Here is a 13,099-nt window from a genome sequence, read left to right on the forward strand (position 1 = left end):
TGGCAAGCCAGCTCCTACAAGGACGCGGCGATCCCTGTAGGAGCTGGCTTGCCAGCGAAGGCGTCGGCTCTGACACCAACGATTCAGAGCTTGGCAGCAGCCAACTCAGGCACCACCCAATCGCTCACCTTGAACGCCTTGCGAATCAGCTTCTGCTGCGAAGCCAGATCCACCGCATCCTGCAATTTACCCAGGAACACCGGATCCAGGGTCGACGGGAAAACCTCGCTCAAATTCTGGTCCTTCAAATCTTCGGTCAGAATCACCGATGGATAACTCGCGAGCCCCGACACCAACTGAATGTACGCCTCCTTGTTGCTGTCCTGAGTCAGCCACTGCACCGCCTGCTGCTGGGCCTTGAGCAATTTCGTCACCACCTCGGGATGCTCATCGACAAACTTGCCGTTGCCCACCAATACGGCCTGAACACTGCCCGCGCCGCCAAGATCCTTGGTGTTCAACGGCAACTCGGCCAAGCCCTTGGCTTGCAACGCCGTCAAACTTGAACCACCCCACGACGCATCGATCTGTTTGGCGGCGAGTGCCGCAACCGCAGCGTTGAAATCCAGGTTGATGACTTTCAGATCCTTCTCGCTCAACCCCTGGCTGGCCAGCGCCGCATCGAACGACAACTGGCTGGCGGTGCCGCGAAAGATCGCAACGCGCTTGCCCTTGAGGTCCTGCAGGGTCTTGATCCCCGAACCCGGCACCACGCCGAGGTAATGCTTGACCCCGCGCGCCGAGGCACTCAGCACCCGGGTATCCAGGCCATTGGACTTGCCGATGATCGCCGCCAGGTCGCCCAGATACGCCAGGTCGACCTGATCGTTGGCGAAGGCTTCGTTGATCACCGGGCCCGCGCCCTTGAAGAAATTCCACTGAATCTTGATGCCCTGGTCAGCGAAGGCCTTTTCGTAGATCTGTTGATCGCGCAGCACGTCCACCACGCCGCCTGCACTGTGTTGAGTGCCGGCGCTGAGGTCGGGTACGGCGATGCGGATTTCCTTGAGTTCGGCGGCCTGGGCGGTGAATGCCAGCAAGCCCGCCAAGGCCGGAACGGCGATCAGGCTGATGACGCGTTTGAAGGGAATGTTCATGGGTGCGGCTCCTGGGGCGACGGCGTTGAGGAGCTGAAAGTAGGCTGAATCGTGACCTACACTTAAATACTATAAATTCACATTTTTATATCTTTTAGAGCTAAGCGAGCCAGTACGGGGCGCTTGGAGCGATATGCATGAGCAGCATCGAAAATATTCTTCGAATGCATTGGATGCGTATTGGCTGGAGGCCTTAAATGGTCCTGCTTATCTCCCAATAGAATTGATTTGAATTTTTATAGAACAATTTTGCATACATCCTAAAACCCTGTGGGAGCGGGCTTGCTCGCGAAGGCGATGGATCAATCGATAAGTCATTGCCTGACACGCCGTCTTCGCGAGCAAGCCCGTTCCCACAAAAGGCAGGCCGTATTGCAACCCGACAACGGAGGTCGTCCATGGCCCGTGTTTCCCTTCTCAGCCTGCCGCTGGCAGCGCCGCCGCTCAACGGCCGGCGGTTATGGCCAACACTGAACCAACGCCTGTTGCCTTGGCTGCTGCCCCTGAGCCTGTTCGCACTGTGGTGGCTGGCCAGCCGCAATCAGTGGATGAGTGAACAGATCCTGCCGCCGCCTTCGCTGGTCTGGAACAGCGCGCTGGAGCTGTCCCACGGCGAGTTGTGGAGCCATTTGTGGATCAGCCTGCAACGTCTGTTCTGGGGGCTGCTGGCGGGGATCGCGGCGGGTGCGATATTGGGCGCGGCGCTGGGTTTCAGCCGCACACTGGAACGCCTGGTGTTCCCGACATTCGCCGGGTTGGCGCAAGTCCCGACGCTGGCGTGGATTCCACTGTTCATGGTGTTTTTCGGCATCGGCGAAGTATTGAAACTGGTGGTGCTGATCAAGGCCATCGTGGTGCCGGTGACCCTGCACACGTTGGTGGGCGTACGTGATGCACAACCCAAATTGCGGGAAGCAGCCGCGGTGCTGCGCCTGCCGCCACGCTTGTTGATCCGCCGCCTGGTGCTGCCCGCCGCCTTGCCGGCGTTCATGGCCGGTGTGCGCCTGGCACTGGCCGCTGGCTGGACCTCATTGCTCGCCGTCGAACTGCTCGCCTCCAGCGAAGGCATCGGTTACCTGATGGTCTGGGCGCGGCAGTTGTTCATGCTCGACATCGTATTTGTGTGCATCGTGGTGATCGGCTTGATCGGTGTGGCCATGGATCGCGGCATCGGCCTGCTGGACAAAAAACTGGTGCACTGGCCGCACCCGGCCACGGCCGAAATTCGCCGTGGCCCTAAATATCAAGGTTGGCAACGCCTGCAGCCCTGGTTGCTGCCGCTGGCGTTGCTACTGCTGTGGCAACTGGCGACGAATCAGCAATGGGTGGACGCCAACATTCTGATCAGCCCGCTGACAGTGCTGGAGACCACTTGGAACGGTTTACTCGACGGCACGCTGATCAGCGGCATGGCGCTGAGCCTGGGGCGCACCCTTGGCGGTCTATTGCTCGGCGGCGGCCTCGGTTTTGCGCTGGGCTTGCTACTCGGACTTTCTCGCGCCAGTGAACGAGTCCTCGGCCCAACCCTCGCCGCGCTGCGCCAGATCGCGATTTTCGCCTGGGTGCCACTGCTCACCGCCTGGTTCGGCCTTGGGGAACTCGCCAAGTGGGTCTTCGTCGCCCTCGCCGCGTTTTTCCCGTTGTTCATCGCCACCCAACGCAGCGTCGCCAACCTCTCGCCACAACTGAACGAGGCCGCCCGAGTGCTGCGTCTGAATCTGCGGCAACGCCTCGCCCGCCTGGTTCTGCCGGGCGCAGCGCCAGGGATTTTCGCCGGCCTGAGGCTGAGCCTGATCTACGCCTGGCTGGGCACCATCGGCGCCGAATATTTCATGCCGTCCAACGGCGGCATCGGCAGCCAGATGATCGGCGCCCAACAACTGCTGCGAATGGACCTGATCATGGCCGGCATGTTGCTGGTCGGCCTCACCGGCGCCCTGCTCAACCTCATTGGCCAACGCCTCGAAACCCGCGCCACCCGCTGGAGACACGCATGAACGCACCCATCGTCAGCTTCAACCACGTAGGCAAAACCTTCGACGTCGACGGCTTTGAACTGGAGGCCATCCGCGAATTCAACCTGGACATTGCCGAGGGCGAATTCGTCGCGATTGTCGGCTCCAGCGGCTGTGGAAAATCCACGTTGCTGCGGCTGCTGGTGGGCCTCGATACGCAGTTTCGTGGGCAGATCAGCGTCGACGGCCAGGCCGTCACCGGCATCGGCGGCGAACGCGGCATCGTCTTTCAGGAGCACCGCCTGTTCCCCTGGCTGACGGTGGCCGACAACATCGGCCTGGGCCTGGTCAACGAGCCGTTGAGTGCTGAGCAAAAGCACAAGCGCATCAGCGATTTCATTGACCTGGTGGGCCTGCGCGACTTCAGCCGCGCTTATCCACACCAGCTCTCCGGCGGCATGGCGCAACGGGTGGCGATCGCTCGCGGCCTGGTGGCCAGCCCACGGATTCTGCTGCTGGACGAACCCTTCGGCGCCCTCGATGCCCTGACCCGCCAGCAGATGCAGGACGAACTGCTGGCGATCCGTGCGCGGGCCAAAATCACCACGATTCTGGTCACCCACGATGTCGAGGAAGCGATTTTCCTCGCCGACCGCGTGGTGGTGATGGAGCCGCGTCCCGGGCGCATCAAAAAAGTGGTCGACATCGCCCTGCCCCATCCGCGCCTGCGCAGCAGTTTCGACTTCCACCAGCTGCGCGAAGAGCTGCTGCACGAACTCACCAGCGACGATCACTACCAACCGCCTGTGCCGGTGCAGGTGCGTGATTTGCCACTGTCTTTCATTGCCTGCTGAACAGGAGATTCTTGATGCCGCAACGTCCCAACTTTCTGGTGATCCTGGCCGATGACCTGGGCTTTTCCGATATCGGCGCATTCGGCGGCGAGATCGCCACGCCGAACATCGATGCCCTGGCCAACAACGGCCTGCGCCTGACCGATTTCCACACTGCACCGACCTGCTCGCCGACGCGTTCGATGCTGCTGACCGGCACCGATCACCACATCGCCGGCATCGGCACCATGGCCGAAGCCCTGACCCCGGACCTGATCGGCAAGCCTGGTTACGAGGGCTACCTGAACGATCGCGTCGCCGCCTTGCCCGAGCTGCTGCGCGAGGCCGGTTACCAGACGTTGATGAGCGGCAAATGGCACCTGGGCCTGACCGCCGAACTGGCGCCCCATGCCCGTGGTTTCGAGCGTTCGTTCTCGCTGCTGCCGGGCGCCGCCAACCATTACGGTTTCGAACCGACCTATGACGAACACACGCCGGGCCTGTTGAAATCCACCCCGGCGCTGTACATCGAAGACGATAAATTCATCGACGAACTGCCGAAGGATTTCTATTCCTCCGATGCCTTCGGCGACAAGCTGCTGCAATACCTCAAGGAGCGCGATCAGACCCGGCCGTTCTTCGCTTACCTGCCGTTTTCCGCGCCTCACTGGCCGTTGCAAGCGCCTGCGGAGGTGGTCGAGAAATACCGCGACCGCTATGACGCCGGTCCCGAAGTGTTGCGCCTGGAGCGCCTGGAAAAACTCAAGGCCCTGGGGCTGATCGAGGCGGATGTCGAGCCGCATCCGCTGATCCAGCTCAGCGCCCAATGGGACGCCTTGAGCGACGAACAACGGCAGATTTCCGCACGGGCCATGGAGGTGTATGCGGCGATGGTCGAGCGCATGGACTGGAACATCGGTCGCGTCGTCGACTACCTGCGTAACCAGGGCCAACTGGACAACACGTTCATCCTGTTCATGTCCGATAACGGCGCCGAAGGTGCGCTGCTGGAAGCCTTCCCGAAGTTCGGCCCTGAGTTGATGACCTACCTCAACCAGCATTACGACAACAGCCTGGACAACATCGGCCGCGCCAATTCCTACGTCTGGTACGGGCCGAACTGGGCGCAAGTGGCGACCGCGCCTTCGCGGCTGTTCAAGGCGTTCACCACCGAAGGCGGGATTCGGGTGCCCGCGCTGGTGCACTACCCGCAACTGCCGCTCAAGGGGCAGATCAGCCATGGGTTCGGCACTGTGATGGACATCACGCCGACCATTCTCGACCTCGCCGGGGTGCGCCATCCGGGCAAGCAATGGCGCGGTAAGCCAGTGGCACCGTTGCGCGGCAAGTCGTGGCTGGGGTTTCTATCGGGCGAAACGGCGCAAGTGCATGACGAGCACACCGTGACGGGTTGGGAGTTGTTCGGGCGGCGGGCGATTCGCCAGGGGCAATGGAAAGCGGTCTACATCCCGGGTCCGGTGGGGCCGGCGACCTGGCAGCTTTATGATCTGGGCAGCGATCCGGGGGAGATTCATGACCTGGCGTTGAGTCAGCCTGCCAAGCTCAACCTGTTGATCGAGCATTGGCAGAACTATGTGGATGAGACCGGGGTGATACTGAGTGAGTCGCCGTTTCAGCCGGATTGAGGTTGCCTCAACCGGGCTCTTCGCGAGCAAGCCCGCTCCCACACTTGATCTCGGTTGTTCACAAATTTTGCGAACGCTGAAGATCCACTGTGGGAGCGGGCTTGCTCGCGAAGGCGTCCTCTCAGTCAACCATTAAGCCTGCGCCGCACGCACCTCTTCTCGCGCTGCAACATCCTTACGCACAAACCGGTTCGCCCGCGCAAACGTCCCGAAATCATTGAACCGCACCCCCATCTCACGCATCACCTTATGCGCCACCGGCACGGTCAACTGGCGGATGTAGAACGGTTCCTTCACCACAAAGTGATGAATCCCATGGCTGCTGCCGAAGTTGAAGCAGAACGCCTGCAACGGCCACAGCCACCGGGCATTGAGCACCTGGCACTGCTGCATCACGTTGCCCGGCTCGATGTCGCCGTAGTAGTGCATGTTGGAGCTGATGAAGTGCAGGCAGAAAGTGCGCAGCACGTTCGGGCCGATGATCACCACTGCGGCGATATCGATCACGTTCATCACCGACAGCGTGGTTGCCGACCACTCGATCGGCGTGCCCATCAAGTAGGCGATGCCGTTCGCGGCGTGGAAGCCGAGAAACACGTACCACGCACCCCAATGCATCAGCGCCAGCGGCGCGTAGACCTTCAGGGTGCGGTGGATGATGCTGAACTTTTGCGCCCAGGTCCTGGCCCGCAGCATGCGAATGAACGACGACATCATGTTGTCGCCAATCATCAACAACCGCGCGAATCCCCAAGGCTCGCCGTTGGTGATGGCGCGTTCTTCCATGTCGGTCTCGGTGCCGGACACCTTGTGGTGATTGAGGTGCAGGTGACGACGAATCCATGGATTGATTGTGCTCGGACGCGCCAGCCAGACCAGCCCCATCATCAGGTTGTGCGGCACGCGCTGCTTGCGAAAGTACATGCTGTGAATCAGGTCGTGCTCGAGTTCGTGGGTCAAGGAAGCGAAAAATGCGTTGAGCAGCAAACACACCCACCACGCCATGTAACCCTCGATGTAGAGCACCGCCGAACCGATCATGCCGGCCAGGGCGAAGGCCAGAATGCCCGCGCCCAAGGCGTCCTGATGCTTGAGAACCGGGTAGCGCTGGCGCAGTTCGACACCCTTGGCCAGCACCACTTGGCGAATATGTGCAGATCGCTGAGCAGCATTCAGTCGCTGGGGACTTGCAGAAGTACCTTGCATGCTTCCATCCTCTGGTTATTGATGTTCGCATCCTGCCCGCTTCATACACCTGGAGCGGTAGCCGAGAACGCCAACCTGTTGACCGGAAGCGCCAATCAGCATGACCGAACCGACCTCCCTCGCCAGCTGGACCCGCGCCCTGCGCAAGCAACTCGACGCCCTGGGCCTCGACAGCACTGCCCTGTGCCAGCAAGCCGGGCTCGATCCGCAACTGATGGACGACCCCAACGCCCGTTATCCGTTGTCCGGAACCACGCGCCTGTGGGAAATCGCGGTGCAGGTCAGCGGCGACCCGGCGATCGGCTTGCGCGTCTCGCGCTTCGTCAGCCCCACCACTTTTCACGCACTCGGGTATGCGCTGGTGGCCAGCGGCAGCCTGCGGGAAGTCTTCGAACGCATCGTGCGTTATCACCAGGTGGTCAGTGACGCCCTGGAACTGGAACTGACCCGCGGCGAAGACCGCTACTGTTTCCACCTGAGGATTCCGCCAGGCAATCCGGCCCCGGCCTATGAGGCCATCGACGCCTTCGTGGCGATTTATGTGCGCACCTGCCGCAACCGCCTGGGCCGCGACTATGCACCGCTGGCGGTGTACTTGCGTCGTCCTGAGCCGGCGGACCCGCATCAATGGCACAAGGTCTTTCGCTCACCGGTGTATTTCGCCACCGGGGAGGATCGGTTGGAGTTCGCGCTGGCGGACTTTGACAGTCACCTGGACGACGCCAACCCGGAACTGGCCGAACACAACGAAGCCGTGCTCAACCGCACCCTGGCGCAACTCAAGCCGCTGACCTGGGAGCGCAAGGTCCGCGACGCCATCGAAGAGCAACTGCCGGAAGGCGAACCCAGTGCCGAACACATCGCCAAGGCACTGCACCTGAGCCTGCGCAGCCTGCAACGGCACCTGGCGGATGAGGGTTGTCGGTTCGATACGCTGCTCAACGAAAGCCGCGAAAACCTGGCGTTGCTGCACCTGCGTGATCCGCAATGCTCGTTGAGCGAAATCAGCTACTTGCTGGGGTTTGCCGATACCAGCAGTTTCAGCCGTGCGTTCAAGCGCTGGACGGGGATCACGCCGGGGCAGTTTCGCGATGGGTTGCGCTGATCAGCTCTTCACAAGACTGCGGGCCATACCTGATTTCCACTGTTCCATCAGCGCTTCGCCAACGCTCGCAAAGTGACGATTGCCCTTGATGTGGTCCGCCATCTCCGTCATTGCCATGTCCATGCCATGTGCGACTTGCTGCAACAGCTCATTACAGCGTCCCTCGGTCAGATTGCAGGCCGACCGGCCAAAGCGCATCAGCATTTTGTACTTGGGCCATGCTTTTGACCCGCCTAGCAACAACGCCATACTGTCGTTCTTGATGTAGACCGAAGTGGTCACGATGTCGTAGGCGGGAGCGAGGTTGATTTGCGCATCCGTACCACAATCCTCGTACAGCACACCGAAGTTCTTGAGGTGAGCATCGCCATTTTTCAGGCCGGACGAGAGCGCAACAATCTTGAAAAAAGACTCCAACGCATGGTTGAGCAATGGCGGGGAGACGAATGCTCTTATCTGCCTTGCGGCACCTTCGTATGAACCATCGTATTTAGCCTTCGAAGGCCAGGCATTCAGGACGCAGAAATCCTCGAACCCCAAGTAACCTCGCTCATTCAGATCGAAACGTTCGACGACCAGGAATTTGCCATGTTCGCTAAGTTCGAACTTCGGGACTTCAAGGCCCGAGTGCAAGGCGGCCCGCATGCAAAAATACTCGTTGGCCGCAAGCTCAGGGTATTCCTCGGGACGGAAGGACTTGACCAGGTGCGTCGCGCCTCGATGAGTCAACCGGTCGACAGTCGTCGCACTATCACGGACAAGCACCTTGGGCTGCACGCCGGAGACGCCCGAGTATTGGCCATACGTGCGCAATAAATCATCGAACAAACCTTGCGCACCGTCGTGAACCAGCAGGTCCGCGAGGCTGGTTTCGGGTGGACGGTCGCTCGCATCCTGCGCGTTTGCAATTGCCACTCGACCGAGCTGGTACGGACCAACGATCGCCAGCATCGTAAAATCATCGAAACCCCTGACCGCTTTACTGAACCGACGAACCAACTCTTCGCGCAGAGCTCCCTCTGGCAAGTTCATTTCGAAAATTGGCGGAACACCTCGTTCCCACGTGTAGCTTTCGAGACGAGCCGGCATGGTCAACGAAACCGCGTTTTCTTCCTGCGTGCTGTCGGCATAGGTAAAAACCGAATCACTGCGCGACTGACCACGCCCGAGCGTGCCGGCCACGGCTCCCGAGACACTGATATATAGCCGGTCCTGCTCCTGCGGCTCAGCCATGGAAGTTTGCCTTCTTCAGAGAGTCCAGCGTTGGACGCTGCGCCTGACGAGGCACGGCGATGAGCTCATAGCCGAACCCGTTGAGGATCGCCTCAACCTTGCGCAGACCGATTTCGGAGATCGTGTTGTTCTCGATTCCAGAAATCGTGGAGCGGCTCATTCCGTACTGTTTTCCCAGTGCCTGCTGGGAAAGCTTTTGCTCTTTACGCAGTGAGCGGATCAGTTCACCAAGGTTTTCCATTTATCGACCTGCATCGTATACCGTGCAAAGCACCACGAAATGTGGAATATGCATTGTATTTAGTGCAGTTTAAAGACTAAGTCCAGCTGGTTTTTTACAGCGCCTGAAAACTTCAGCGCCCCTGACCCCGCCGCAACAACTTGCGCACCCGCGCCACCAGTTCACTCACGGCAAAGGGCTTGAGCAGGTAATCATCCTCGTGCAACTCCAAGCCGCGCAGGCGATCCTCGATACCATCCTTGGTAGTGAGCAGGAGCACTGGGGTCTCACCGAGCTTGCGGATCTGTTGCAGCAACTGCCAACCATTGAGCCCAGGCAGCATGACGTCGAGGATGATCAGCTCATACTCGCCCGCCTCGATGAAGCGCCGGCCGTCCATACCGTTGACTGCCACATCCACCGCATAGCTCGCTTCGCTCAGGCCATCGGCCAGATGCCTGGCGAGTCCGGGTTCGTCTTCCACTAGCAATACACGCATGGCACACCTCGATTGTCGTTCCGACAGGCTAGGCGCGTTTGCGGGTAAAGCCCACCATTAAACGGCAACTAACGCCCGCAACCGCTGAACATCGAGGATTTCAATTTCGCCATACCCCAGATTCAATATCCCCTGCCCCTGCAAATCCTTGAGGATCTGGTTGGTGGTCTGCCGTGACAGCGACAACATCGAAGCAAGCTGCTCCTGCGGCAACTGCAGGACGCGGCGTGGTTCGTCGATTTCGCCGTACCCTTCGGCGATCATCAGCAAGCGATGGGCCAGCCGCACCGGGGCCGGCATCAGGCTCAGCTGTTCGAGATTGATGAAGGTCAGGCGCAGTTTCTGACTCATCAGCAGCGCCAGTTGCCGCCAGTACACCGGCTGTTCATCGAGCAACGTGAGCAGGGCGATATGCGGTATGTGCAACAGCGTGCACGGGCCCAGTCCAAAGGCGTCGTGGGTACGCGCCTGGCCATCGAACAGGCAGATTTCGCCAAACCAGTGCGGCGCTTCCACCAGGCTCAGCAACGCCTCTTTGCCCTGCTCGTTCACGGCGCCTATACGCACCGCGCCTTCGAGCACCGCGTACAGGCCACAGGGCGGATCGCCGCGCTGGAACAGGCGCTGACCGGCTGATAAGCGCCGCACCCTGGCGGCGTCCAGCAGACTATCCTGTAGGGAAGCAGGCAAATGGCTGAACCATTGGCCGCGCAACAGGCGTGGCCGCCAGTCCTGCATATCCATGAAAACTCCTAGAGATTGTCGCCTGGCTGACAGAGCAATGAATGGCCCCGAGGCATGATCGTGCACCCTACAGGAGGAACAACAATGAAAAAAAGCCTCGTTGATCATCTCAGTCAATACGCCGCCTACCACCGTGATCCGCGCAACATTGCCACCCACTTTGTCGGCATCCCGTTGATTGTGGTGGCGGTGGCGGTGTTGCTGTCTCGTCCGCAATGGGCTGGGGGTTGGCTTTCACCGGCGGTGCTGGTCGCGCTGGCGTCGGCGTGGTTCTACCTGCGCCTGGAGTTGCGCCTTGGGGTGTTGATGACGGTGTTGCTGGGGCTGTGCATTTGGGCGGGCCAGGTCCTGGCGCAGCAAAGCACGCTGATCTGGTTGAGCAGTGGCGTGGCGATGTTTGTGATTGGCTGGGTGATCCAGTTTGTCGGTCACCACTATGAAGGGCGCAAACCGGCGTTTGTCGATGATGTGACGGGGTTGATTGTCGGGCCGTTGTTTGTGGTGGTTGAGTTGGCGTTTTTGCTCGGGTTGCGGCATGAGCTGAAAGAGCAGATCGAGGCGCGGGCGGGGGGTGTGCGGGTCAATCCAAACAAAGCGGCGGCCTGAGCGGATCTGTAGGAGCTGGCTTGCCGGCGAAAGCGGTGTGTATGACACACCGCGTCATCGTTGATCGCTGGCAAGCCAGCTCCTACAGGTCAGAGGTTGGCGACCTTCTGCCAGACCTTCGGCTTGAAGAACAGCGTCTCGCCCTTGGCCAACCCGATCAGGCTGTCGTGATCCTTGACCACTTCGGCTTCGATCAGATCACTCTGGCCTTCGACCTTCAGCGTCACCCGCGTCGTAGCACCCAACGGACGGATATCGCGCACTTGCGCGGCGTGGTGATCTTCCAGTTCATGGCGCGACAGCGACACCTCGTGCGGACGGAACAGCACATGATTGTCTTCGCCCAGGTGCAGACGGTTCGAATCACCGAGGAAGTGATAAACGAAATCGCTGGCTGGATTTTCGTAGACGTCACCCGGTGCGCCGATCTGCTCGATCACGCCCTTGTTCATCACCACGATGCGGTCGGCGACTTCCATCGCTTCTTCTTGGTCGTGGGTCACGAAAACGGACGTCAGGTTGATGTCTTCGTGCAGACGCGCCAACCAGCGACGCAGCTCTTTACGAACCTTGGCGTCGAGGGCGCCGAAGGGTTCGTCGAGCAGCAGCACTTTCGGCTCCACCGCCAGGGCACGGGCCAGGGCGATACGCTGACGCTGGCCACCGGACAGTTGTTCCGGATAACGATCCGATAGCCAATCCAGCTGCACCATGTTCAGCAGTTCGTGCACCTTGGTCGCGATCTGGCTTTCGCTCGGGCGCTGGTTTTTCGGCTTCATGCGCAGGCCGAACGCGACGTTGTCGAACACCGTCATGTGGCGGAACAAAGCGTAGTGCTGGAACACGAAACCGACGTTGCGATCACGCACGTCGTGGCCGGAAACGTCTTCGCCGTGGAACACGATATTGCCCTGATCCGGGGTTTCCAGGCCGGCGATGATCCGCAGCAACGTGGTCTTGCCGCAGCCCGACGGGCCGAGCAGCGCGACCAGTTCGCCGCTCTGGATGTCCAGGCTGATGTTGTCCAGGGCCTTGAACGCATTGAAATTCTTGCTGACGTTACGCACTTCGATCGACATGAATTATTCCTCCGCGGCGCTGGCGCGCAGGCGGTTGATACGGTTTTCGCTCCACTGCTTGAGCAGCAGGATGAAGAGCGCCAGGATCAGCAACAGGCTCGCCACGGCGAACGCGGCCACGTGGTTGTATTCGTTGTAGAGGATCTCGACGTGCAGCGGCAAGGTGTTGGTCACCCCGCGAATGTGCCCGGAAACCACCGACACCGCACCGAATTCACCCATGGCCCGCGCGGTACAGAGCACCACGCCGTAGATCAGGCCCCATTTGATGTTGGGTACGGTGACGTGCCAGAACATCTGCCAGCCATTGGCCCCGAGCAAGCGCGCGGCCTCCTCTTCCTGGGTGCCCTGCTCCTGCATCAGCGGGATCAGTTCACGGGCCACGAACGGCACGGTGACGAATATCGTCGCCAGCACGATGCCTGGCAAGGCGAAGACGATCTGGATGTCGTGGTCCTGCAACCACGGGCCGAACAGGCCCTGGGCGCCGAACATCAACACATAGACCAGGCCGGCGATGACCGGCGATACCGAGAACGGCAGGTCGATCAGGGTCACCAGCATGCTCTTGCCGCGGAACGAGTACTTGCTCACGCACCACGCGGCACTGACGCCGAACACCAGGTTCAACGGCACCGAAATCAGTACGGCAATCAACGTCAGCTTCAGAGCCGACAGTGCGTCGGGTTCGAAGATCGCGGTGAAGAACGCACCCAGGCCGTTTTTCAAACCCTGGGACACCACGATGAACAGCGGCAGCAACAGGAACAGCGCAAAAATCAGCCAGCCAAGGCCGATCAGGATTCGCCGCGAGGTCGCGCTGCCACGGCGGGCAGCGTTGGCCGAAGAGGCGGCAGCAATAGACGATTGGGACAT

General features: G+C 60.4%; 13 protein-coding genes. 5 read left to right on the plus strand and 8 right to left on the minus strand.

The window, feature by feature from the left end; translation table 11 throughout:
• Positions 1–83: 83 nt before the first annotated feature.
• Positions 84–1,097 (minus strand): ABC transporter substrate-binding protein, encoded by a 1,014-nt coding sequence (locus SOP95_RS20080; protein WP_323608074.1) that lies wholly within the window; start codon positions 1,095–1,097, stop codon positions 84–86.
• A 398-nt stretch (positions 1,098–1,495) separates the two neighbouring features.
• Between SOP95_RS20080 and SOP95_RS20085 the strand changes: the two genes are divergently transcribed.
• Genes SOP95_RS20085 through SOP95_RS20095 form a run of 3 tightly spaced genes read left to right on the plus strand, consistent with a single transcriptional unit; the run spans position 1,496 to position 5,531 of the window.
• Positions 1,496–3,094, plus strand: a complete 1,599-nt coding sequence (locus SOP95_RS20085; protein WP_323608075.1) for an ABC transporter permease — start codon at positions 1,496–1,498, stop codon at positions 3,092–3,094.
• Positions 3,091–3,906 carry an ABC transporter ATP-binding protein gene (locus SOP95_RS20090; RefSeq protein WP_274075052.1) on the plus strand — a complete coding sequence of 272 codons (816 nt, stop codon included), beginning with the start codon at positions 3,091–3,093 and terminating at the stop codon, positions 3,904–3,906. Before SOP95_RS20085 ends, SOP95_RS20090 begins: the two co-directional genes overlap by 4 nt.
• 14 nt (positions 3,907–3,920) lie before the next feature.
• Positions 3,921–5,531: an arylsulfatase gene (locus tag SOP95_RS20095; protein ID WP_323608076.1), complete on the plus strand. Its 1,611-nt coding sequence runs from the start codon at positions 3,921–3,923 to the stop codon at positions 5,529–5,531.
• Between the two features lie 132 nt (positions 5,532–5,663).
• Here the strand turns inward: SOP95_RS20095 and SOP95_RS20100 are convergent, their stop codons facing one another.
• The gene (locus tag SOP95_RS20100) at positions 5,664–6,737 is read right to left on the minus strand and encodes a fatty acid desaturase (protein ID WP_323608077.1); all 1,074 of its coding nucleotides are present in this window, start codon (positions 6,735–6,737) and stop codon (positions 5,664–5,666) included.
• Between the two features lie 100 nt (positions 6,738–6,837).
• Between SOP95_RS20100 and SOP95_RS20105 the strand changes: the two genes are divergently transcribed.
• A complete protein-coding gene (locus tag SOP95_RS20105; protein WP_274075049.1) occupies positions 6,838–7,842 on the plus strand; it encodes an AraC family transcriptional regulator in 1,005 nt (334 codons plus the stop codon).
• Here SOP95_RS20105 and SOP95_RS20110 read toward each other — a convergent pair whose 3' ends face one another.
• The 4 genes from SOP95_RS20110 to SOP95_RS20125 form a co-directional block, all read right to left on the minus strand.
• The gene (locus tag SOP95_RS20110; RefSeq protein WP_274075048.1) at positions 7,843–9,075 is read right to left on the minus strand and encodes a type II toxin-antitoxin system HipA family toxin; all 1,233 of its coding nucleotides are present in this window, start codon (positions 9,073–9,075) and stop codon (positions 7,843–7,845) included.
• On the minus strand, positions 9,068–9,316 hold the full coding sequence (locus SOP95_RS20115; RefSeq protein WP_323608078.1) for a helix-turn-helix domain-containing protein: 249 nt from the start codon (positions 9,314–9,316) through the stop codon (positions 9,068–9,070). The genes SOP95_RS20110 and SOP95_RS20115 overlap by 8 nt, the downstream gene beginning before the upstream one ends.
• A 112-nt stretch (positions 9,317–9,428) precedes the next feature.
• On the minus strand, positions 9,429–9,794 hold the full coding sequence (locus SOP95_RS20120) for a response regulator (protein ID WP_274075046.1): 366 nt from the start codon (positions 9,792–9,794) through the stop codon (positions 9,429–9,431).
• Between the two features lie 57 nt (positions 9,795–9,851).
• Complete coding sequence (locus tag SOP95_RS20125; protein WP_274075045.1) at positions 9,852–10,538, minus strand: Crp/Fnr family transcriptional regulator; 687 nt, start codon at positions 10,536–10,538, stop codon at positions 9,852–9,854.
• Between the two features lie 84 nt (positions 10,539–10,622).
• Between SOP95_RS20125 and SOP95_RS20130 the strand changes: the two genes are divergently transcribed.
• The gene (locus SOP95_RS20130; RefSeq protein WP_323608079.1) at positions 10,623–11,144 is read left to right on the plus strand and encodes an Mpo1 family 2-hydroxy fatty acid dioxygenase; all 522 of its coding nucleotides are present in this window, start codon (positions 10,623–10,625) and stop codon (positions 11,142–11,144) included.
• Between the two features lie 89 nt (positions 11,145–11,233).
• On the opposite strand, the gene SOP95_RS20135 is transcribed toward SOP95_RS20130, so the two are convergent.
• Positions 11,234–12,223: a sulfate/molybdate ABC transporter ATP-binding protein gene (locus tag SOP95_RS20135; protein WP_274075043.1), complete on the minus strand. Its 990-nt coding sequence runs from the start codon at positions 12,221–12,223 to the stop codon at positions 11,234–11,236.
• Between the two features lie 3 nt (positions 12,224–12,226).
• Complete coding sequence (gene cysW, locus SOP95_RS20140) at positions 12,227–13,099, minus strand: sulfate ABC transporter permease subunit CysW (RefSeq protein WP_274075042.1); 873 nt, start codon at positions 13,097–13,099, stop codon at positions 12,227–12,229.

It is taken from the genome of Pseudomonas sp. YuFO8 (assembly GCF_035065025.1).
Lineage (GTDB): Bacteria > Pseudomonadota > Gammaproteobacteria > Pseudomonadales > Pseudomonadaceae > Aquipseudomonas > Aquipseudomonas putida_AE.

Bases quoted from the DNA above. Each gene is read 5' to 3' on its own strand.
- SOP95_RS20115 (WP_323608078.1), bottom strand. From the start codon at position 9,316: ATGGAAAACCTTGGTGAACTGATCCGCTCACTGCGTAAAGAGCAAAAG.
- SOP95_RS20085 (WP_323608075.1), top strand. From the start codon at position 1,496: ATGGCCCGTGTTTCCCTTCTCAGCCTGCCGCTGGCAGCGCCGCCGCTC.
- SOP95_RS20095 (WP_323608076.1), top strand. From the start codon at position 3,921: ATGCCGCAACGTCCCAACTTTCTGGTGATCCTGGCCGATGACCTGGGC.
- SOP95_RS20100 (WP_323608077.1), bottom strand. From the start codon at position 6,737: ATGCAAGGTACTTCTGCAAGTCCCCAGCGACTGAATGCTGCTCAGCGA.
- SOP95_RS20105 (WP_274075049.1), top strand. From the start codon at position 6,838: ATGACCGAACCGACCTCCCTCGCCAGCTGGACCCGCGCCCTGCGCAAG.
- SOP95_RS20125 (WP_274075045.1), bottom strand. From the start codon at position 10,538: ATGGATATGCAGGACTGGCGGCCACGCCTGTTGCGCGGCCAATGGTTC.
- cysW (WP_274075042.1), bottom strand. From the start codon at position 13,099: ATGTCCCAATCGTCTATTGCTGCCGCCTCTTCGGCCAACGCTGCCCGC.
- SOP95_RS20080 (WP_323608074.1), bottom strand. From the start codon at position 1,097: ATGAACATTCCCTTCAAACGCGTCATCAGCCTGATCGCCGTTCCGGCC.
- SOP95_RS20090 (WP_274075052.1), top strand. From the start codon at position 3,091: ATGAACGCACCCATCGTCAGCTTCAACCACGTAGGCAAAACCTTCGAC.
- SOP95_RS20130 (WP_323608079.1), top strand. From the start codon at position 10,623: ATGAAAAAAAGCCTCGTTGATCATCTCAGTCAATACGCCGCCTACCAC.
- SOP95_RS20135 (WP_274075043.1), bottom strand. From the start codon at position 12,223: ATGTCGATCGAAGTGCGTAACGTCAGCAAGAATTTCAATGCGTTCAAG.
- SOP95_RS20110 (WP_274075048.1), bottom strand. From the start codon at position 9,075: ATGGCTGAGCCGCAGGAGCAGGACCGGCTATATATCAGTGTCTCGGGA.
- SOP95_RS20120 (WP_274075046.1), bottom strand. From the start codon at position 9,794: ATGCGTGTATTGCTAGTGGAAGACGAACCCGGACTCGCCAGGCATCTG.